15 protein-coding genes are annotated in these 20,565 nt (G+C 64.5%); 8 read left to right on the top strand and 7 right to left on the bottom strand.

All coding sequences use genetic code 11. The features are described 5' to 3' along the window. Nucleotides 1-29: 29 nt before the first annotated feature. On the top strand, nt 30-3,137 hold the full coding sequence (locus QMK31_RS00870) for a bifunctional [glutamine synthetase] adenylyltransferase/[glutamine synthetase]-adenylyl-L-tyrosine phosphorylase (RefSeq protein ID WP_283499077.1): 3,108 nt from the start codon (nt 30-32) through the stop codon (nt 3,135-3,137). Between the two features lie 153 nt (nt 3,138-3,290). On the opposite strand, the gene glnA is transcribed toward QMK31_RS00870, so the two are convergent. Beyond that, the gene (gene glnA, locus QMK31_RS00875; RefSeq protein WP_283499078.1) at nt 3,291-4,715 is read right to left on the bottom strand and encodes a type I glutamate--ammonia ligase; all 1,425 of its coding nucleotides are present in this window, start codon (nt 4,713-4,715) and stop codon (nt 3,291-3,293) included. A 144-nt stretch (nt 4,716-4,859) separates the two neighbouring features. On the opposite strand from glnA, the gene QMK31_RS00880 reads away from it, so the two are divergent. Beyond that, nucleotides 4,860-5,288, top strand: a complete 429-nt coding sequence (locus QMK31_RS00880) for an RDD family protein (protein WP_283499079.1) — start codon at nt 4,860-4,862, stop codon at nt 5,286-5,288. A 156-nt stretch (nt 5,289-5,444) separates the two neighbouring features. Here QMK31_RS00880 and QMK31_RS00885 read toward each other — a convergent pair whose 3' ends face one another. Genes QMK31_RS00885 through lipB form a run of 3 tightly spaced genes read right to left on the bottom strand, consistent with a single transcriptional unit; the run spans nt 5,445 to nt 7,897 of the window. Further along, nucleotides 5,445-6,152, bottom strand: coding sequence for a DUF4191 domain-containing protein (locus tag QMK31_RS00885; protein WP_134501353.1), 708 nt, complete (start codon nt 6,150-6,152; stop codon nt 5,445-5,447). 48 nt (nt 6,153-6,200) lie between these two features. Next, nucleotides 6,201-7,190 carry a lipoyl synthase gene (lipA, locus tag QMK31_RS00890; protein WP_283499080.1) on the bottom strand — a complete coding sequence of 330 codons (990 nt, stop codon included), beginning with the start codon at nt 7,188-7,190 and terminating at the stop codon, nt 6,201-6,203. Then, nucleotides 7,187-7,897: a lipoyl(octanoyl) transferase LipB gene (gene lipB / locus QMK31_RS00895; RefSeq protein WP_283499081.1), complete on the bottom strand. Its 711-nt coding sequence runs from the start codon at nt 7,895-7,897 to the stop codon at nt 7,187-7,189. Before lipB ends, lipA begins: the two co-directional genes overlap by 4 nt. A gap of 163 nt (nt 7,898-8,060) precedes the next feature. Between lipB and QMK31_RS00900 the strand changes: the two genes are divergently transcribed. Then, entirely contained in the window at nt 8,061-9,995 is a 1,935-nt protein-coding gene (locus QMK31_RS00900) for a protein kinase domain-containing protein (protein ID WP_283499082.1), read from the top strand. 42 nt (nt 9,996-10,037) lie between these two features. Here the strand turns inward: QMK31_RS00900 and QMK31_RS00905 are convergent, their stop codons facing one another. The 3 genes from QMK31_RS00905 to QMK31_RS00915 all read right to left on the bottom strand — a co-directional run bounded on the left by QMK31_RS00905 (nt 10,038) and on the right by QMK31_RS00915 (nt 14,497). Then, on the bottom strand, nt 10,038-11,468 hold the full coding sequence (locus QMK31_RS00905; protein WP_283499083.1) for a 2-oxo acid dehydrogenase subunit E2: 1,431 nt from the start codon (nt 11,466-11,468) through the stop codon (nt 10,038-10,040). Nucleotides 11,469-11,530: 62 nt separating this feature from the next. Continuing rightward, nucleotides 11,531-12,904: a dihydrolipoyl dehydrogenase gene (gene lpdA / locus QMK31_RS00910; protein ID WP_283499084.1), complete on the bottom strand. Its 1,374-nt coding sequence runs from the start codon at nt 12,902-12,904 to the stop codon at nt 11,531-11,533. A gap of 99 nt (nt 12,905-13,003) precedes the next feature. Continuing rightward, complete coding sequence (locus QMK31_RS00915) at nt 13,004-14,497, bottom strand: leucyl aminopeptidase (protein WP_283499085.1); 1,494 nt, start codon at nt 14,495-14,497, stop codon at nt 13,004-13,006. A gap of 129 nt (nt 14,498-14,626) precedes the next feature. On the opposite strand from QMK31_RS00915, the gene QMK31_RS00920 reads away from it, so the two are divergent. The 5 genes from QMK31_RS00920 to QMK31_RS00940 all read left to right on the top strand — a co-directional run bounded on the left by QMK31_RS00920 (nt 14,627) and on the right by QMK31_RS00940 (nt 20,547). Further along, nucleotides 14,627-15,550 carry a proteasome assembly chaperone family protein gene (locus QMK31_RS00920; protein WP_283499086.1) on the top strand — a complete coding sequence of 308 codons (924 nt, stop codon included), beginning with the start codon at nt 14,627-14,629 and terminating at the stop codon, nt 15,548-15,550. Between the two features lie 78 nt (nt 15,551-15,628). Further along, nucleotides 15,629-16,957, top strand: a complete 1,329-nt coding sequence (locus tag QMK31_RS00925; protein WP_283499087.1) for an MFS transporter — start codon at nt 15,629-15,631, stop codon at nt 16,955-16,957. Nucleotides 16,958-17,157: 200 nt separating this feature from the next. Beyond that, entirely contained in the window at nt 17,158-18,438 is a 1,281-nt protein-coding gene (locus QMK31_RS00930; protein WP_283499088.1) for an RNA polymerase sigma factor, read from the top strand. Nucleotides 18,439-18,481: 43 nt separating this feature from the next. Continuing rightward, complete coding sequence (locus QMK31_RS00935; protein WP_283499089.1) at nt 18,482-19,759, top strand: MurT ligase domain-containing protein; 1,278 nt, start codon at nt 18,482-18,484, stop codon at nt 19,757-19,759. Then, nucleotides 19,756-20,547: a type 1 glutamine amidotransferase gene (locus QMK31_RS00940; RefSeq protein ID WP_283499090.1), complete on the top strand. Its 792-nt coding sequence runs from the start codon at nt 19,756-19,758 to the stop codon at nt 20,545-20,547. Before QMK31_RS00935 ends, QMK31_RS00940 begins: the two co-directional genes overlap by 4 nt. Nucleotides 20,548-20,565 lie beyond the last annotated feature (18 nt).

Consider the following 20,565-nt stretch of genomic DNA (forward strand, 5'->3'; position numbering starts at 1 on the left):
GGGGTCGACGATCGAAGGAAACACCCGCGATGGAGCGTTTGAAATTGACCCTGACCGAACTCGTTCGGGTCGGATTCGTTGACCTCGCCGAGGTGCGTGCGCGCCTCGAGGAGGTCGCCCAGCTCGGTGCGGACAGCCCGCACAGCGGCTCGGGTGCGACCGGCCGGTCGACCGATACCCGGACGCTGTTGCCACTGCTCGCGGCAACAGCCAGCCCGGATGCCGCGCTCGTGGCCCTCGTCGCTCTGTTGCGACAAGGGTCAGCTGAACTGTTCGCACTCCTCCGAACGTGCGCGACGGCCGGGCGACTCCTGAAAGTTCTCGGGGCGTCGAGCGGATTCACCGAATTCTTCCTCCGACACCCCGAGGAATTACCGGTGCTGGCGACGCCGCTGGTCGAACTCCCGAACGTCGACGATCTGGTGCACGACCTGCTCGACGCTGTCGGTGCCGTCGACGGCTACTCGCGCCTCATCGACGATGAGGCCTGGGTCGCCCTACGAGTTCGCTACCGTCGACGGCTGGCGCAGCTCGCCGCCTTTGACCTCGAACAAGTCGACCCGGTGGCCGGGCTTGACGGCGTAGCCCGCACCCTGTCGGATCTCGCCACCGCGGCGCTGGAAACCGCCCTCACAGTCGCCCGCACCATGTCGAGCGGAGACACGGCCGGGCGCGGCGTCTTTTTGACCGACCAGGTGCGCGCCACGCGCTTGGCCATCATCGGCATGGGCAAGGCTGGTGCGAGCGAGCTCAACTATGTCAGCGACGTCGACGTCATCTTCGTCGCGGACGGTGACGAAACGGCCGGTCTGGAAAGCTCACGTGCCGTTGAAATCGCCACTCGACTCGCGGTGCTGATCATGAGGGGTCTGGGCGAATCCGGGATTGAACCGGAACTGTGGGAGGTCGACCCCAACCTGCGCCCGGAGGGCAAAAGCGGCGCTCTCGTGCGATCGATTGAATCGCACCTGGCCTACTACGACCGCTGGGCCAAGAGTTGGGAGTTCCAGGCTCTGCTCAAGGCCCGCACGCTGGCCGGAGACCGGGAGCTCGGCGCTCGCTACATCGACGCCGTCACGCCCAAGGTCTGGAGCAGCGCCAGCCGGGAGAATTTCGTTGAATCCGTTCAGCGGATGCGGGAACGAGTCACCGACAACATTCCCGACGATGAGGTCGACGTGCAGCTCAAGCTAGGCCCCGGTGGGCTGCGCGACATCGAGTTCACGGTACAACTGCTCCAGCTGGTGCACGGCCAGACCGATGCCGACGTTCGCCAGGCTGGCACACTCCCGGCGCTGGCCGCGCTGGCCACGGCGGGGTACGTCGGCCGTGCGGAAGCCACCGAATTCGCCCACGACTATCGCATGCTGCGCCTGATGGAACATCGGCTGCAGTTGCAGAAATTGCGCCGAACCCACCTGGTGCCCCGTGACGAAGCCCAGCTGCGGGTGCTGGCCCGGTCCACCGGCCTGGCCACGAGCGCTGCCGGGCTGACCATCCGCTGGTCTGAGACAAAACAACGCGTTCGTGGCCTGCACGAACGGCTGTTCTACCGCCCCTTGCTGTCGGCCGTGGCCTCGCTGCCGGCGGAAGGCCTGAACCTGACGAGCGCGCAGGCCGAAGCGCGCCTAGCGGCGATCGGCTTTCTCAATACCAAGGGCGCGCTCGCGCACATCGCGGCCCTTTCCGGCGGGGTGTCCAGGCGTGCGGCCATCCAGCGGCACCTGCTTCCCGTCTTATTGCAGTGGCTGTCGCAGGGAGCCGACCCGGACTACGGTTTTCTGGTTTTTCGGCGACTGAGCGACAACCTCGGCTCGACCTACTGGTTTCTGCGCATGCTGCGGGACTCCTCAGGCGCCGCCGAGCGCCTCACCCGCGTGGTGTCGGGAAGCCGGTACATCGGCGAGTTGCTGGAGAAGATCCCCGAAGCGGTGGCCTGGCTCGAAGACGAGGCTGATCTTCAGCCGCGACCACTCAAGGCTCTGCAGGACGAAGCCCGGGCCGTGCTGGGACGGCATGAGAGCCCGGATGCCGCAGCAACGATTCTGCGCGCGGCGCGGCGCCGCGAGATGCTTCGGCTGGCCTTCGCGTCGCTCCTCGGCCAGATCGACCTAGACCAGCTTGGCCAGGGCCTGACCGATGTCAACGCGACCTATATTCGGGGTGTCATCGCCGCCATCCGCGGGGGAGACCTGACCGTTCATTGGGGTACCGAGGTGGCCGGCGGCGAGGCTGTTTCCGCACGTTTCGCCGGCGACGGGATTGAATTCGGCGTGATCGGTATGGGCCGGTTCGGGGGAGCCGAGCTCGGTTTTGGCTCCGACGCCGACGTCATGTACGTGTTCCGCGCTGGCACCCTCGAGGGCGAAGCGGCCAACGAGCGGGCCCGCTACATCGTACGGGAGCTCACCCGGCTCACCGAAGACGGTCGGTTGCCGCTCGACCTGGACATCGGGCTGCGGCCGGAGGGCAGCAACGGTCCGGTGGTGCGGTCGCTCGACTCCTACCAGGCGTACTACCGCCGCTGGTCGATGACCTGGGAGGCCCAAGCGCTACTCCGCGGACGCGGTGTGGCCGGAGACGCCGCGTTGTTGCGCGATTTCGGAGCGGTCGCCGACGAGGTGCGCTACCCGGCCGCCATCAGCGAGCAGGCCGTGCGGGAGGTGCGCCGCATCAAAGCTCGGGTAGAAAACGAGCGTCTGCCGCAGGCCGCCGACCCGAACCGGCACCTCAAGCTGGGGCGCGGCTCGCTCAGCGACGTGGAGTGGCTGGTGCAGTTGCTGCAGCTCCGGCACGCGGCAGCGATTCCAGCGTTGCGAACGACATCCACGCTGTCAGCATTGGCTGAAGCCGTCAGTGCCGGACTGATACCGGCAGCGGATGCCGCGGTGTTGCGTAGCGCGTGGATCTTCGCGTCCCGCGCCCGCTCGGCCATCACGCTGTGGACGAACCACACCTCGAACGTGCTGCCGACCGATCGCGCGGCCTTGGAGGGAATCGCTCGGGTCATGGAATACCCGCCAGGGTCGGGAAACCAGCTCGAAGACGACTACCTCGCCGTGACCCGACGCTCCCGCGCGGTGTTCGAGCGTCTTTTCTATGGTCCCGTGGAACGTCCAGGACCCACCGTCGGCTGACCCTCCGTCGGCTGACCCTCCGTCGGCTGACCCGGCCGGCCGGCGCGGCAACCGGCCTGGTCAGCCGCAACAGGAAAGGGACCCGCATCCCAAGATGAGGTCCCTTTCCTGTGTTGCTACCGCAGTACTTCGTTCAACTGTGGTTGCTGGGGCTTAAACGCCGTAGTACAGTTCGAACTCAAACGGGTGCGGACGCTGGGCAAGCGGCTTGATCTCGTTTTCACGCTTGTACTGGATCCAGGTTTCGATCAGTTCGGGCGTGAAGACGTTGCCTGCGAGCAAAAAGTCGTGGTCAGCTTCGAGGGCCTGCAGGGCCTCCTCAAGCGAGGCGGGAAGCTGGGGAATGTTTTTGGCTTCTTCGGGGGGAAGCTCGTAGAGGTCCTTGTCGACTGGCTCGTGCGGCTCGATGCGGTTTTTAATACCGTCGAGACCGGCCATGAGCTGCGCGGCGAAGGCGAGGTACGGGTTGCCGGACGCGTCGGGAGCGCGGAATTCGAGGCGCTTGGCCTTCGGGTTCGTGCCGGTGATCGGAATTCGAATCGACGCGGAACGGTTTCCGGCCGAGTAGACCAGGTTGACCGGGGCTTCAAAGCCGGGAACGAGACGGTGGTACGAATTGACCGTGGGGTTCGTGAAAGCCAGTACGGCGGGGGCGTGCTTGAGCAGGCCGCCGATGTACCAGCGCGCCAGGTCAGACAGGCCACCGTAGCCGGCCTCATCATAGAACAAAGGCTTACCGTCGGCCCACAGGGACTGGTGCGTGTGCATGCCAGACCCGTTGTCGCCGAATAGCGGCTTCGGCATAAACGTGGCGGTCTTGTTCCACTCGTGCGCGGTGTTTTTGACGATGTACTTGAACTTGAGCAGGTCGTCTGCGGCCGTCACCATGGTGTCGAACTTGTAGTTGATCTCGCCCTGACCGCCGGTGCCCACTTCGTGGTGGCTGCGTTCAAGGATGAGGCCCGATTCGATCAACTTGAGGCAGATGTCATCGCGCATGTCAATGTGCTGGTCGACCGGGCTGACTGGAAAGTAGCCACCCTTGAAGGGTGTCTTGTTGGCGAGGTTTCCGCCGTCTTCCTTGCGGCCTGAGTTCCAGGCACCCTCGCTGGAGTCGACCTTGTAGTAGCTGGTGTGCTGGTTCACTTCGTAGCGCACGTCGTCGAAGATGTAGAACTCCGCTTCGGAGCCGAAGAAGGCGGTGTCGCCGATGCCGGTGGAGGCGAGGTACTTCTCGGCCTTCTTTGCTACCTGGCGCGGGTCCTTCGAGTAAATCTCACCATTACGGGGGTTGTAGATGTCGAAGAGCATAATGAGCGTCTTCTCGGCGCGGAACGGGTCGAGGTACGCAGTCGATACGTCGGGAATGAGCTGCATGTCTGATTCGTGGATCGACGCGAAACCGCGGATCGAGGAGCCATCAAACATTTGACCAACGGTGAAGAACTCTTCATCGACGGTGGAGGCCGGAATGTTGAAGTGCTGCTGCACACCGGGGAGATCGGTGAAACGGATGTCAAGAAACTTGACGTCATTGTCATTAATGAATTTAAGCACTTCGGACGAATCGCGGAACATGCGGATTAACTCCAGACGACGGGGGTATGGAAACGACCGAATCGGTTACATCGGTTTCATTGAGATTAGTAGCGCTGCGTTACTTGTCCGTGACGCTTATGTTTCGCCCATGTTACAGCGGCGGCTCCTCGGTAGACTCATCGGGTGCCAGACTCCAGCTCCCGCCCGAACACTTTTGGTCAGCTTCCGCCCAGCAAATGGCCGGGGGAGCGGCTCGGATTACCCCAGATCGGCCCGAGTTCCATAGGCCGTCCCTGGCGGCGCCTGCTCGGCTTCGCCATCGACTGGGCGATCGCCATCGGAGTCTCCGCGATCTTCTTCGACTACGATCCGGCCGCGAACCTGATCATTTTCGTCATTATGCAAATCGTCTTCATTCCGACGATCGGTGCCAGTATCGGTCATCGTCTCGTAGGGCTGCGGATCATTTCCATCCACGGCGGGTGGGTCGGACTGTGGCGGCCGGTCGTTCGCTCCGTACTGCTGGGCATTGCGCTTCCCGCGCTGGTGTGGGACTCCGACCAGCGCGGCTTCCACGACAAGATCGCTGGGACAGCGCTTATCCGCCAGTAGGGATTTGCCAGTAGGGATTCGCCAGTAGGGATTCGCCAGCCCGGATTCACCGGTCGAGATTCGCGGGTCGAAATTGCAGATTCGCCGGTAGAGCGAACGTCAGAACGATGAAGGGCCGGACAACGTGTCCGGCCCTTCATTCCTGCCTGAGCGGCGTCAGCCGCGCTGCGGGCGCGCCTTCATCGGGTCGACGCCCTTGGGGATGGGAAGTTTGGTGCCCATGGAATTGAGGCGGTTGTTCACGGCCAGCACTTCGGCCTTGGTCAGGGTGGGCTTGATCCGGGTGAGGCGGCGTGCCAGCTTGTGCAGCGGCACGGCGTCTTCGTCGGGTCCGACCGAGATCACGGTGACGCCGACGTTGCCGCCGATACGCACGATTTTGCGCTTCTCCTCGTCAAGCATGCGGGCAGTGCGCGTCTTGGGGCCCTCGCTGATCAGCACGACGCCGCCGCGACCGACCGCACGATAGACCGCATCCTGGGTTTTACCGTTGACGGCTACCGGCATCTCACTGCCGACCCAGCCCCGCTTGAGCGAACTGCGCAACACTGCCCCCACGGCACCAGGCTGGCCCTCGATCTGCGAATAGGCGGCTTTCTCGGCACGTCTACCGAGGATGATAAGCATCGCCAGAATACCGGCGAGCACGCCAGCGACGATCCAGAGCACCATCGTGAAGACGTTGCTGCCCGGGATCAGCAGGGCCAGTGCCAGGCTGATCAGAACGGGTATGAGGAAGGCCAAAACCAGAATCCAGACGATGTTCGAGTCGTAGCGTCTCGTCATCTGGAAAACCTGCCACATTTGCTTCAAGCGGCCGGGCTGTTTTGCTTTTTTGGGGGTCTTTTCCTTGCTGCGTGCCATGGGTATAAGACTACCCAGTCACTCGAATGCCGCGTGACCGAATTCGCATTACGAAACGGCCTGGGCAAAGCCGAGCTGGGCATCCGCCAGTTGGCGCAGTTCGGGCGGTATCGCCCGTCCGGTCGCGACCATGGACTGGGCCCACAGACGACCAGCACGATAGGACGAGCGCACGAGCGGGCCGGAGAGAACGCCCAGAAAGCCGATCTCCTTGGCTTCTTCGTTGAGCTCGACGAACTCTTCCGGGCGCACCCAGCGTGCCACCGGCAGGTGCCGGGCACTCGGACGCAGGTATTGGGTGATGGTGATGATGTCGGTTCCGGCCTGGTAGAGGTCGTGCAGCGCCTGGGTGATCTCCGCACGTTCTTCGCCCATGCCGAGAATCAGGTTGGATTTGGTGATCAGGCCGGCGTTCCGGCCCTGGGTGAGCACGTCGAGCGATCGGTCGTAGCGAAACGCCGGGCGGATGCGCTTGAAGATGCGCGGCACGGTCTCCACGTTGTGCGCGAATACCTCCGGTTTGGCGTCGAAAACCTGGGCGAGGTGTTCCGGGTTGCCGGAGAAGTCCGGCACGAGAATCTCAACGCCGGTACCAGGACTTTGCTGGTGAATCTGGCGAATCGTCTCGGCATACAACCAGGCGCCCTCATCGGGCAGGTCGTCGCGAGCCACGCCGGTGACTGTCGCGTAGCGCAGGTTCATGGTCACCACGGATTCGCCGACGCGGCGCGGTTCGTCGGTGTCGTAGTCGGCCGGTTTTCCGGTGTCGATCTGGCAGAAGTCACATCGCCGGGTGCACTGGGAGCCCCCGATCAAAAAGGTTGCTTCGCGGTCTTCCCAGCATTCAAAGATGTTGGGGCAGCCTGCTTCCTGACACACGGTGTGCAGGTTTTCGCTCTTGACCAGACTTTGGAGTTTCTGGTATTCAGGCCCCATCCTGGCGACCGTCTTGATCCAGGCGGGCTTGCGCTCGATCGGCGTTTGGGCGTTGCGAATTTCCAGGCGCAGGAGTTTGCGGCCTTCGGGTACTGCGCTCATGCGTGCGTCCTGACGGTCTCAAGGCTGGCGGGGGAGCAGCTGACAGGGGAGCAGCTGGCGGGGGACAGGCTGGTCGGGTTCAGGCCCGGCGCGCGAAGGAAGGCTTCGGTGATGGGGTCGATCAGCTCGCCGGGGTTGACGGCGTGCCCGAGCACGCGTGACATCGTGGTAACGCCGGCGTCGCGGATTCCGCAGGCGACGATGCGCGAGTAGGGTTCGAGCGAGTTGCTGCAATTGAGCGCGAAGCCGTGCATGGTCACACCCTCGGCGACCCGAATGCCGATGGCGGCGATCTTGTCTTCGTGACCGGCTTCGCCGACCCACACCCCTGAACGTCCCGGCACCCGGACCGCATCGATGCCGAAGTCGATCAGGACCTCGATCAGCATGCCTTCGAGGGAGCGAACGTAGCCGACAACGTCGACGGGTTCCTGAAGGTGCAAGATGGGGTAGCCGACCAATTGGCCGGGGCCGTGCCAGGTAATTTTGCCACCGCGGTCGACGTCGATGACCGGCGTGTCGTCAATGGGGCGTTCCTCGGGCAGGGTGCGTTTTCCGGCGGTGTAGACGGCCGGATGCTCCAGGAGGAGGACGGTGTCCGGGCGCTCTCTGGCGACGACGGAACGGTGGACTGCGCGTTGGAGCTCAAGGCCCTCAACATACGGCACGGAGTTGGCGCTTAGCCCCGCGACGACAAAGTCGAGCATCTCCCCAGTCTAGGGGCAGAGTTGGCCTGGTGGGCGGTGTCAGCGCCGGCGGCCGGCGCCTAGCGGATGCCTCGGCTCCTCCACCGTGAAAGAACATTGTTTGTTCTGCACGGATGCGGGATGCGCTACACGGCTGACCGGGCCCCCACCCGATCATGGAGGTGTGAAACGACGCACTGAACTGCTACTGGCCCCGGTCGACGATACGACATCGCTTCGTCCTCGTCGTGGCCCGTACACGCCACCTCGCGGTGAAGCTGAGGTCACCGCTGCGGGAACGATGCACACGGATGGCGTCGTCGCCGGACACCGAGTGATTCGCTTGCTGGGCACGGGAGATCGAGCCACGGTGTACCTGGGGCATTCCCCGAGCAACCAGGCCGTGGCCCTGAAAATCTTTCGGGCCGACACCGCGGCAGCCGGTATCGAGCTCGATATCGCCGTGCTTACGTCATTGGCAGCGCCCGGGCTCGTGCACCTGCTTGATGTCGCGCAGCTCGCTGACGGTCGAATCTGCCTGGTGCTGGAACGACTCGCCGGGGGATCCCTGGCACGATACCTCGTGGCCAACCCGCGGCTGTCCCCCGAGGAGGTCGTAACGCTGCTGGCACCGGTCACCGTCGCGCTGAGGTCCATGCACGCTGCCGGGTTTGCGCACGGGAGCCTAAGCCAGGCCACCGTCCTGCTCGACGAGAACGGTCGAGCCGTGCTGACCGGTTTCGGCGCTGTTTCGCGGTTCAGCGACGATACCCGAGAGCGGATCCGACTGCTCCAGGCGGACTACGCTCGCCTGGGTATCTTGATGCAGTCCCTCGTCGACACGCTCGACCCGGCACACCCGCAATTTCTGAGTGGGGCGGCGGTGTTGCGGCGATTCGAGGCCGCCACCAACCCGACCGGTATCCGGGGATCCGGGGCAAGCGCTGCCGGCGCGCCCCTGGGGACCGTGCTCGATGTCCTGGAACACGACCTCTTCGAGTGGGCCGATGCCGCACCGTTGCGCGGTTTTCCATCCGCTTCCCAACCAGACACGAACGCTCCGAGCCGGTCCGTTCCCGAGGTCCGCTCGACATCTCGTGGCGTCGTGCCGGCCCCCTCGGCCAGCGAACACGACATCGCCATTCACGAGTATGCCGATCAGAACTGTACCAATCAGGCACCGAACAAGTTCTCAGACAATCGCCGGATTCATCTCGACGATGGTCTGGCCGGCCCAGCAGACCCCGACTTCGATGACGGGTCCGCCCACGTTGACTTTCAAATCGACGACAGATTCGACCGTGAATTCGATGATCAGCCGCCCCGCGGACGCTTCGGTGCAGCCGGCGACGCCCTGCGCAGGTTCTCCGACCGCTGGGCGGTACGGGGGCGAGGATTGCAACCGCCAGCCTGGTTGGGTCGGGCCCTCGCGACCGTGGTCGACTCGCATCCGCTCAGAGACGCCGGGCACGTGCTCCGCAAGCGGCTGCACGGCCACCGACGGCCACTCCTGGTGTCGGTCCTCGGCGGTGCGAGCGTTTTCGTACTCGCTCTTACCCTGTTTCCCGTGTCTGGGCAGGCAGATGGAGTGGGGGCAGATAAAGACACAGTCTCACGGGCCCCGGCCAGCGACTCTCCACCGGCCACTGCACCAGCGGATGCCGCAGGCTCGGCCGACCCGCCTGCCGACCCGCCTGCCGACCCGAACACCGATTCGAACACCGACCGGGCTGGCGCACGGCCCGTCGCGGACGGTGCGGCAGCCCCCGACCCGGCGGCAATAGCGGGAGACGACCCCGTACCGGCAGTCGTGGCGCTGCTTGCGCGCCGGGCGTCCTGTCTGGCGACCTCGTCCCTGGTCTGTCTGGTCGACGTGGATCAGACCGGTTCGGCCATGCTGGCCCTAGACAGCTACGACGCGCGCGAACGTCAGCAGGGCAGAACGGGCCGCAACATGGCCGACTACGTGGGTTTCCTGCCGGCACTGGCGGAACGAAACGGCGACTTGGCCGTCGTCGGGCTGACCCCGGAGCCGGGGGACGAAAAAGGCCAGCCAGCCTCGGTCCTTGTGGTCAAGGGCGAGGGTGGCTGGCGTCTCCGTGAGATATTCGACTACTGAGTCAGCTCGGTGAGCGTCAAGCAGGTTCGAAGATGCCCGGCATCAGATGCCGAGGTCGCCCTCGAACGCTCCGGCTTCGAGCCGTGCCTTCATCGTGGTCAGGAAGCGGGCAGCATCCGCTCCATCGATGATGCGGTGGTCGTAAGACAGCGCGAGGTACACGCTGGATCGGATGGCGATGGAGTCGAGGCCGTCGTTGGTAACCACAAGCGGCTTCTTGTAGACGATTCCGGTTCCGAGAATGGCGCTCTGCGGCAGGAACACGACGGGGGTATCGAACAAGGCACCGCGCGAACCGGTGTTGGTCAGCGTAAACGTTCCGCCACTCAATTCATCGGGCTTGAGCTTGTTGTCACGGGTGCGAGCGGCGAGGTCGGCGATCTGGGCGGCGAAACCGGCCAGATCGAGTTCCCCGGCGTTACGCACGACCGGAGTCAGCAGGCCACGCTCGGTGTCAACGGCGATACTGATGTTCTCCGAGGCCGGATACACGATCGTGTCTCCCTCGATCGTGGCGTTCACGATCGGGATAGCCCGAAGTGCCTCGGCGGCAGCGAGGGCGAAAAACGGCAGGAATGAGAGCTTGTTGCCCGTCTTCTCGGCGAACGCACCCTTGACCCGGTCACGCAACATAGCGACGCGGGTGACATCGACCTCGACCACGGTGGTGAGCTGAGCTGATGACTGCATCGAGATGACAGCACGCTCGGCGACGACCTTGCGCAGGCGGGACATCGGCTGGGTGGTGCCGCGCAGCGGCGAAACCTCCACCACGGGGGCAACTGCGGCCGCGCCGCCAGCCGAGGCGGCCTGCACGATGTCTTCCTTGCGGATACGTCCGCCCACGCCGGTGCCGCTAATCGTCGACAGGTCGACGCCGGCCTCGTTCGCGAGCTTGCGCACGATCGGGGTGACGTAACCGCTGGTGCCGGCGTGTGAGCCACGAGCTGCGGGGGAGGCGACGGCCGGTGCCGCAGCAGCGACGGGCGCGGGTGCTGCAGCGACGGGGGCGGGGGCAACCGGTGCAGGAGCGGCCACGGGGGCGAGGGCGACCGGTGTTGGAGCAGCCACGGGCTCCGGTGCTGCAACCGGTGCTGGAGCTGCCACGGGGGCTGCGACGGGCTCCGGTGCTGCGACCGGTGCCGCGACGGGCTCCGGTGCTGCGACCGGTGCCGCGACGGGCTCCGGTGCTGCAACCGGTGCAGGCGCCTCGGCAGCGGGTGCGGCAGCGCCGGATCCATCGCCGATAGTGACGAGCGGGGTGCCGACCTCGACGGTCTCGTCTTCCTGCACCAGGATGGCTTCAATGATGCCGGCGACCGGGGACGGGATTTCCGTGTCCACCTTGTCGGTCGATACCTCGAGCAACGGCTCATCGACCTCCACGCGGTCGCCCACGTTCTTGAGCCAGCGGGTGACCGTGCCCTCTGTAACACTCTCTCCGAGTGCCGGGAGGCTGACGGATTCGCTCATGCGTATGTCTCCTTCAAAACCGTTTGCTTGTCTAAAATTTGGATGAAAATGGTGGGATCCGCCTACATCGCGTGAAGCGGTTTGCCAGCGAGGGCCAGGAAGGCCTCACCCATCGCTTCATTCTGCGTCGGATGCGCGTGCAGGAACGGAGCGATGTCCTCCGGGTACGCTTCCCAGTTCACCACGAGCTGGCCTTCGCCGATGAGCTCGCCGACGCGGGCACCGATCATGTGAATGCCCACGATGGGGCCGTCCTTGACCCGTACGAGCTTGACGGAACCGGCGGTACCGAGAATCGAGCTCTTGCCGTTTCCGCCGAGGTTGTACTCGTAGGTGGAAATCTGGTCGGCACCGAATTTGTCGGCGGCCTTGGCTTCGCTGTACCCGACGGAGGCGACTTCTGGGTCACAGTAGGTGACCTTGGGGATGTTCACGTCCTCGACAATGATCGGGTTCAACCCGGCGATTTCCTCGGCAACGAAGATGCCCTGTTGAAAACCGCGGTGCGCGAGCTGCAGCCCGGGAACGATGTCTCCTACGGCGTAGACGCCCGGGATGTTCGTGGCGAGGCGCTCGTCGGTGAGAACAAACCCACGGTCCATGGTGACTCCGACCTCGTCGAAGCCGAGATCCGCCGTGACCGGGCCACGGCCGACGGCCACGAGCAGGAGGTCGGCCTCAACGGTCGCACCGTTCTCGAGGGTGACGACGACGCCAGAGTCGGACTGAGTGACACTCTGAAAGCGGATGCCGAGGGAATACTCGATACCGCGCTTGCGGAACGCGCGCTCGAGCTGCTTGGAGATGGACTCTTCCTCGTTGGGAACGAGGTGCGGCAGGGCTTCGATGATCGTGACGTCGGCGCCGAAAGACTTCCAGACGCTGGCGAACTCAACACCGATAACGCCGCCGCCGAGCACGGCAACCTTCTTCGGAACGTAGTCCAGGGCGAGTGCAGTCTCGCTCGTGATGACGCGGCCGCCGATCTCGAGGCCTGGCAGGGACCGGGAGTAGGAACCCGTGGCCAGGATCACGTTCTTGCCGACGATCAGGTCGTCGCCGACCTGAACGGACGTAGGCGAGACCAGGTGGCCTTCGCCCGCGATCACGGTGATGCCGCGAGCCTTGATCAGACCCTGCAGTCCCTTGTATTTGCTCGCCACGATTCCCTCGCGGAACGCGGTGACGGCAGCGATGTCGATGCCCTCGAACGCCGTCTTGACGCCGTATTTCGCGGCTTCCCGGCTGACGTCGGCAACCTCGGCCGAGTGCAGGAGGGCCTTGGTCGGGATGCAGCCAACGTGCAGGCACGTGCCGCCGAGTTTGCCCTTCTCGATCAGACCAACGGTGAATCCCAGCTGCACGGCCCGCAGCGCTGCTGCGTATCCACCGCTTCCGCCACCGAGAACGACAATGTCAAAATTCTGTTCCGACACTCAGCTACTCCCTCGCGCATTACGTTCTGTCACAACGACCGACGGATTGTGCTGATCGGCCGCGTGGTTTGACAAGCTTTTCTTGCCCCTACGACTGTACTACGGGCGTGAAAAGTCCTCGGCCAGTCGAAGCAGCGCTCGAACGGACACGCCGGTCGGTCCGGTTGCCGTGAATCCCCAGCCGGCTCCGGAGTTCTGGGCCGGTCCGGCGATGTCGAGGTGAGCCCACGGAATCGTCTGCCCGGCGGCATCCGTTCCGATGAATTCCCGCAGAAAGACCCCGGCGAGGAGCATCCCGCCGGCTGTGCTGCCAATCTTCGCGTTTGCGATGTCGGCGACGTCTGAATTGAGGGTGGCGCGCAGCTCGTCCGGGAACGGCATTGGCCAGGCAGCCTCGCCGACCGCGGCGCTGGCCGCGAGCACCTGCTGCACGAGAACGTCATCGCCCATCGTGCCGAAATAACGGTTGCCGAGGGCGACCACCTGAGCTCCGGTCAGGGTCGCGACGTCGACGATGGCGTCGGGGTGTTCCTCGGCCGCGGCGACGAGGCCGTCGGCGAGTACGAGGCGACCCTCGGCATCCGTGTTGAGCACTTCGACGGTTCGGCCACCGCGCATTCGAAGCACGTCATTGGGTCGAATAGCCGAACCCGACGGCATGTTCTCGGCGATGCACATCCACGCGGTGATGCGCACCGGCAGCTTGAGCCGGGCAGCGGCGACGACCACGGCGAGTACCGTGGCTGCACCGGTCATGTCGTATTTCATGCCGACCATCGATGCCGGTGGTTTGAGGGAGAGTCCGCCGGTGTCGAAGGTGATGCCTTTGCCGACGAGGGCGAGGTGCTTGACGGCCTCGGCCGGGGAATAGCTGAGCTTGACCAGGCGCGGCGGTCGGGTGGATCCGGCTCCGACGCCGACGATGCCGCCGAACCCGTCGGCGGCGAGCTCGTGTTCATCCCAGACGGTCACCTGGAGCGGCAGGTCGCGCGCGGCCAGGATCGCCAGGTCGGCGAGCGACGCCGGGTAAAGGTCGAGCGGCGGCATGTTCACGAGGTCCTTGACCAGGCGGATCGCCTCGGCGCTGGCCAGGGCGCGGTCCACAGCGGATGCCGCCGGAGTCGTGCTGTGCACGACGACGCTGTGGGCTGGCAGCTTCGCGTCGGCGAGTGAACTGTGACGGTAGGTCGTATAGGAGTAGCCGCCGAGGGCAGCACCCTCGAGCACAGCCTCCACCTGAGCGGCGTCGGTCAGCGGAATTGCGAAGGCAACCGAGGCGGCACCGGTCAGTTGGCGTACGGCTGAACCCGCCGCGTGGCGGAGGGTGTCGGTGCTGACCTGCCGTCCGAGCCCGACGATGGCGATCCCGCGCGGGGTCCCGACATCGGCCACCAGACGCACCACCTCATCACGCGCGCCGGTCGCGTTCAGCAGCGGTAGTTGAGCCGCCACCGACGAGATCAGGGCCTCACCGAGCGTGACGTCGGCGAGCAGCCGCGCTCCATCATCCGTTTGGAGCGCAGCGAGGATGAGAACGTCGGCGGCAGAGGCCCGCGCGGACTCGGTGGACAGGGACAGTGTGGGAACAGTCATACATCGATGGTAGCCGTGGCCTGTTGGCGCCGACGGTCCGGCCTGTTCGCTTGCCCCTGTTCGCTCTCGGCGCGATGCTGAACGCCCGCAAACACAACACGAAAGGGGCCTCCGGATTAGAGTTAAGGAATGTCAGACCCAGAGGAGCTCTACGAACTCACCGTTGACGCCGATGGCGTCCCGCAAGGTTTACATCTGGTTATGGGCCTGACCGGCTTCGCGGATGCCGGCGGTGCGGTCGCGCAGTTCACCGACTACCTTTTGACCACACTGGATCACACGGTGGTGGCGTCCTTCGACACCGACACCCTGCTCGACTATCGGGCCAGACGCCCGATCATCTACTTCGATCAGGACCACCTCACCAACTACCAGCCGCCGTCACTGCGACTGTATCTGGCCCGCGACGAGATCGGGCAGCCCTTCCTGTTTTTGACCGGCTTTGAGCCCGACTTTCGCTGGGAGCAGTTCACCGCGGCCATGCTGCAGCTCGTCGACCGATTCACCGTCGCGTCGACCACCTGGGTGCACGCCATCCCCATGCCAGTGCCGCACACCCGCCCGGTCGGTGTAACGGTCAGCGGCAATCGTTCTGATCTCATCGAGAACCGTTCGGTGTGGCGGCCACACACCCAGGTGGCCGCCAACGTTCTGCACCTGCTGGAATATCGCCTGCAGGAGCGAGGGGCATCGACGGTCGGATACGTGTTGCTCATTCCGCATTACCTCGGCGACACCGAGTTTCCGGCGGCAGCATTGAGCGCCCTCGAAAGCACGAGCGCGTCCACCGGATTGATCTTTCCGACCGATCGCCTGCGCGAAGCCAATCGCGAGTTCGTCGCGCGCATCGATGATCAAGTGCAGAGCAACCCCGAACTGGCCAAGCTCGTTGGCACCCTCGAGCAGCGGTACGACGCTTATATGGAGGGCAGCCCGCTGCGCTCGCCCCTCACAGATGAAGACGGGGAGCTACCATCGGCTGATGAAATCGCCGCGGAACTCGAGAATTTTCTCGCCCTGCGCCGTAGTCGTGACGATGGGGCCACCAGCTGAACATAACTGATCACGCCTTTCATCGCCCGCCGGAGCGATCTGATTCATCGCTGCGGGGAACGCGATAGGTTTGATCGGGTGAACTCTCGTCGATCCACCCTGATCTTTATCATCGGGTCGTTCGCGTACCTGTCGGCCGTCTTGCAGCGCACCTCGATGGGCATAGCCGGGGTGGCCGCCACGGAGCGGTTTGGAGGCTCAGCTGCCATCCTGTCGAGCCTGGCAGTCGTTCAGCTCATCGTGTACGCCGCGGCGCAGATCCCAGTTGGCGTGTTGATCGACCGATTTGGGCCGCGGGTGCTCATGATCACCGGAACCGCGCTGATGGTGACCGGCCAGATCACCCTGGCCCTGGCGCCTGATATCAGCGTCGCGGTCATCGGCCGTATTCTCGTCGGCGCGGGCGATGCCACCATCTTCATCTCGATGATCCGCCTGATCAGCTCCTGGTTCAGCGGACGCATGGTTCCCCTGTTGTCGCAGTGGATGGGCAATATCGGCCAACTCGGTCAGGTGCTCTCCGCGGTTCCTCTGGCCTGGCTGCTGCACAGGAGCGGATGGACCCCAGCCTTTCTCTCGGCCGCCTCCGTAGCAGTTATCGCTCTGATCGTGGTCATCATTTTTGTGCAGGACCGCCCCAGGGATGTCACCGAGCACGTGCGCGCCAACAGCCTCGGCATGGCGCTGACCCAGTTGCGGCACAGTTTTCGGCGCCCGGGCACCCAACTCGGATTCTGGTCCCACTACGTGACGCAGTCGTCCGGTACCGTGTTCAGCCTGCTCTGGGGCTATCCGTTCATGGTCTTCGGTCTCGGCTACGAACCGGCGTTCGCCGCCGGGATGCTCACCGTACTGGTCGGCGCCGGTCTCGTGTTCGGCCCGATCCTGGGTTTGCTGACGGCACGCCACCCGCTGCGCCGGAGCAATATCGTGCTGGGCATCGTGACGGCTATCGGCGTCGCGTGGGCGATCGTGCTCCTCTGGCCCGGGGTTCCGCCGCTCTGGACGATCGTGGTGTTGTTGGTGGTGCTCGGCATCGGCGGTCCCGGATCTCTGATCGGTTTTGACTTCGCGCGCACCTTCAACCCACAACGCAGCCTCGGCTCGGCCAACGGCGTCGTCAACGTCGGCGGCTTCACCGCGAGCTTCGTCATGATGTATCTGGTCGGGTTACTGCTCGACCTGCAGAACGGATGGCGCGTCGCCGGGGGAGCGTCGGGCGACCTGTACGCGCTTGATGCGTTCCGGCTGGCCTTCTCGGTGCAATACATCGTCGTCGGAATCGGCGTTGGCTTTCTGGTGCACGCGCGGAGGCGCACGCGGCGTCAACTCTCCCAAGATGAGGGAATAGAAGTCGCCCCGATCTGGGTTGCACTATCACGCGCCTGGAAACGGGGTAACAGATGATCGTAGTACGTGCTGTGGCTTGTCGTCCAGACAAACCGTGCAATAATTATTCCTAGGACCCGTTCTGGTCCGGGGCACGCTGATTTCGTTTCAGTGTGGGCATCCCGGGACTTGACATGGGTCCAAGTTCTGCCCAAAAACGCTTCTGGCTCCTTTCTGGCTTCCAGAAGCAGGTAAGACTCCGCATGAGAGGTGTTCGAATGGCAACCACCGTCAAGACCGAGGTGACCGACGAGTCTGTCACGACTCCCGTAGTACCGACGGTCAAGAAGACCGTCACCAAGGCGGCAGCAGCCAAGGCCGCCGCCGCTGAGGCTGCCGCGACGAAGAAGTCCGCAGCTGCAGCCGAGAAACCGGCTCCAAAGAAACGCGCCACCAAGGCGAAAATCGTCAAGAAAGACGACGAAGCCGACGTTGACGGTGGTTCCGAATCCGACGAAGACGAATCGGACGACGACAGCACCAAGCGCGCGGCATCGACAGAACCGCTTCCTAGCGGGGCCCTCGTACTCTCCCTCGTCGATGACGACGACGAGGTGCCGGTCTACTCCAGCGCCATCACCGGTGCCACGGCCGACCCGGTCAAGGATTATCTGAAGCAGATCGGCAAGGTCGCCCTGCTGAACGCGGCCGAAGAAGTCGAGCTGGCAATGCGCATCGAAGCCGGCCTGTTCGCCGAAGACAAGCTGTCGGAGATGACCGACGTCGAGAAGAAGAGTTCCCTCGGCCGTGAGTTGCAGTGGGTCGCCAAGGATGGCGCGAGGGCTAAAAGCCACCTGCTCGGTGCGAACCTGCGCCTCGTCGTGTCACTCGCCAAGCGGTACACCGGTCGTGGCATGCAGTTCCTCGACCTGATCCAGGAGGGCAACCTTGGGCTCATTCGGGCCGTCGAGAAGTTCGACTACACCAAGGGTTTCAAGTTCAGCACCTACGCGACCTGGTGGATTCGCCAGGCGATCACCCGCGCCATGGCCGACCAAGCCCGCACCATTCGTATTCCCGTGCACATGGTCGAGGTCATCAACAAGCTCGCCCGCGTGCAACGCCAGATGCTGCAGGACCTCGGTCGCGAACCCACCCCAGAAGAACTCAGCCGCGAACTCGACATGACGCCCGAGAAGGTCGTCGAGGTGCAGAAGTATGGGCGCGAACCGATCTCGCTGCACACCCCGCTCGGCGAAGACGGCGACAGTGAATTCGGTGACCTCATCGAAGACACCGAAGCCGTCGTGCCGGCGGACGCCGTGGGCTTCACCATGCTGCAGAAGCAACTCGAGAGCCTGCTCGACTCGCTTTCGGAGCGGGAAGCCGGCGTGATCCGCATGCGCTTCGGCCTCGGTGACGGCATGCCGAAGACCCTCGACCAGATCGGTGACACTTTTGGTGTCACGCGCGAGCGGATCCGTCAGATCGAGTCCAAGACGATGGCCAAGCTGCGCCACCCGTCCCGGTCGCAGTCCCTGCGCGACTACCTCGAGTAAACGTGACAGTGACAGGGTTCGCCCGGTTCACGACGTGCACTTCGTGAGCTCCCTTCGGTACGCTCCCGCGATTCTCGTCGGACGGGCCGTTAGGGTGCTGGCGCGGTGGCGCAAGCCGGGCGGCGGCTCCGCCATACCCGGGGTCGTCGTCAATCGCATCGCCCCCGGCTTTCTCGCCACGACCCTCAACGGGTTCCCGCTCGGGCTCGTGATCGTCACGGGATCCAGCGGCAAGTCAACGACGACGAAAATGCTCGTCGCGGTTCTACGAGCCCACGGCCTGAACGTCTTCACCAACCAGTCGACGGCGAACATCAGCCAGGGTCTGACCAGCGCCCTCCTGGAGCGGGTTAACCTGTCCGGGCGGATCGCCGGCGACGTCGCCGTGCTCGAAATGGATGAAGGACACGGCGCGTTGATCGCCGAATCGCTGACTCCTCGCGTCGTCGCCCTCACCAACGTCATGGTGGACCAGATCGACCGGTTCCACGACTCCGAGATGGTCGCCGCCCTGCTCGCTAAGATCGCTGCGCGCGCCACGGAGACGGTCGTACTCAACGCCGACGACCGTTACCTCGCCGATCTCGGCTCCAGCCTTGACGCCACCGTGCGGGTTGCCCGCTACGGGGTGACCGCGGCAGTGCTCGGCCAGTATCCCCGCGGGCTGGGTTACGCCGACACCGCAGCGAATCGACTGCCGGCCGGCACAGGCCTTCAGCTGACCCGAGTGGTGGGTCGTGACGCCGACGTACAGTTCCCTACGGGCGACCGCAGCATCCGTCTGCCGGCGCGGGGCATCCACTATGCCGTCGATGCTGTGACCGCGTTGAGCACGGCCCAGGCAACCCTTGGCGAAAGCTTCAGTCCCTCCGTGGCCTGTGCGTCACTGTCGGCCATGCCAGCCGTTTTCGGTCGCGGCGAGGTCGTCACTGTTCGTGGTAAAACCATTGAGTTCGTGCTCGTGCAAAACCCGTCCAGCTTTCAACTCAACGTTGACAGCCTCGAGGCCGGCACCGAGCAAATTCTGATGATCATCGGATCCGATGTTCGGGACCCATCGTACTTCTGGCCGGTGGATACCTCCGGCCTGGGTCACGTACTCATCGCGTCGGGCCTGAAGGCGCACGACATCGCCCTGCAGCTCGCCTACGACAACGTTGCAGTGGAACGCATCGAACCCGATGTGCCGACGGCCCTCGACGCGTTCCTGGCCCTGCCCGATCCCGTGTCCGGGGTGAAAACCATCATCTTCTCTGCCGACGGCATGCGTCGCACCCGCGCCCACCTCGGCCTCGTCTCCAACGCTGAGGATCCGGAATGACCGCCACGTCCCTGGGGCGACCGTTCACGGTCGTCTCGCTGCTGCCTCGCCTGCTCGACACCAACGGTGATGCCGGAAACGCCCGGGTGCTCGCCCAGCGCATGCGCTGGAGCGGCCACGACGCCCAGGTTGTCGATGTGCACTCGCGCGCCGATCTGCCCGGGCAGGTCGACGCCGTTTCGATCGGTTCAGGAACGGACGCTGCGCTCCTGCCGGCCCGAGATGGGCTGCGCACTCTGGTCGAAGAACTCCGCGTCTGGTCTAACAACGGGGTTCCCATCCTGGCCGTCGGGACCGGTTGGGAATTGCTGAGCTGGGGCGTCGACCTGGCCGACGGCAGCGTAGTGGAGGGCCTCGGGCTCGTTGCCGGCCATGCTGTGCCCCGGGCGACCCGAGCCACCGATGACATTATCGTCGCCTCGAAGTATGGGCGGCTGATCGGATTCGAGAACCACGCCCGTGACTATGTCGGCGCCGAAGCCAGTCCGCTCGGACGAGTCGTCCACGGCACAGGAAACGGCGACCAGGCAACTGGTCCCCAGATCGAAGGGCTGACCATGGGCGAGGTGTTCTGCACCCACCTGCACGGTCCGGTTCTGGCGCGCAATCCCGGCCTCGCCGACCATCTGCTGCTGGCAGCATTCAGTCGTCACGGACTCGAGTATTCCCGCGGTGCCTTGGCGGTCAGCGTCGATGCGACCGCACAGGCCGCACGCAATCAGGTTGCTGTTCGCTTAGGCCAGAGCGCCGAATACCCCAACGCGGGCAACGAGAAACCGCGCAGGTAGCTGGTATCTACCAGCCGC

The organism is Cryobacterium sp. PH31-O1 (genome assembly GCF_030063455.1).
Classification (GTDB): domain Bacteria; phylum Actinomycetota; class Actinomycetes; order Actinomycetales; family Microbacteriaceae; genus Cryobacterium.

Bases quoted from the DNA above. Each gene is read 5' to 3' on its own strand.
- QMK31_RS00920 (WP_283499086.1), top strand. From the start codon at position 14,627: ATGTCAGACCCAGAGGAGCTCTACGAACTCACCGTTGACGCCGATGGC.
- lipB (WP_283499081.1), bottom strand. From the start codon at position 7,897: ATGCTCGACTTTGTCGTCGCGGGGCTAAGCGCCAACTCCGTGCCGTAT.
- glnA (WP_283499078.1), bottom strand. From the start codon at position 4,715: ATGTTCCGCGATTCGTCCGAAGTGCTTAAATTCATTAATGACAATGAC.
- QMK31_RS00870 (WP_283499077.1), top strand. From the start codon at position 30: ATGGAGCGTTTGAAATTGACCCTGACCGAACTCGTTCGGGTCGGATTC.
- QMK31_RS00905 (WP_283499083.1), bottom strand. From the start codon at position 11,468: ATGAGCGAATCCGTCAGCCTCCCGGCACTCGGAGAGAGTGTTACAGAG.
- QMK31_RS00940 (WP_283499090.1), top strand. From the start codon at position 19,756: ATGACCGCCACGTCCCTGGGGCGACCGTTCACGGTCGTCTCGCTGCTG.
- QMK31_RS00885 (WP_134501353.1), bottom strand. From the start codon at position 6,152: ATGGCACGCAGCAAGGAAAAGACCCCCAAAAAAGCAAAACAGCCCGGC.
- QMK31_RS00930 (WP_283499088.1), top strand. From the start codon at position 17,158: ATGGCAACCACCGTCAAGACCGAGGTGACCGACGAGTCTGTCACGACT.
- lipA (WP_283499080.1), bottom strand. From the start codon at position 7,190: ATGAGCGCAGTACCCGAAGGCCGCAAACTCCTGCGCCTGGAAATTCGC.
- QMK31_RS00915 (WP_283499085.1), bottom strand. From the start codon at position 14,497: ATGACTGTTCCCACACTGTCCCTGTCCACCGAGTCCGCGCGGGCCTCT.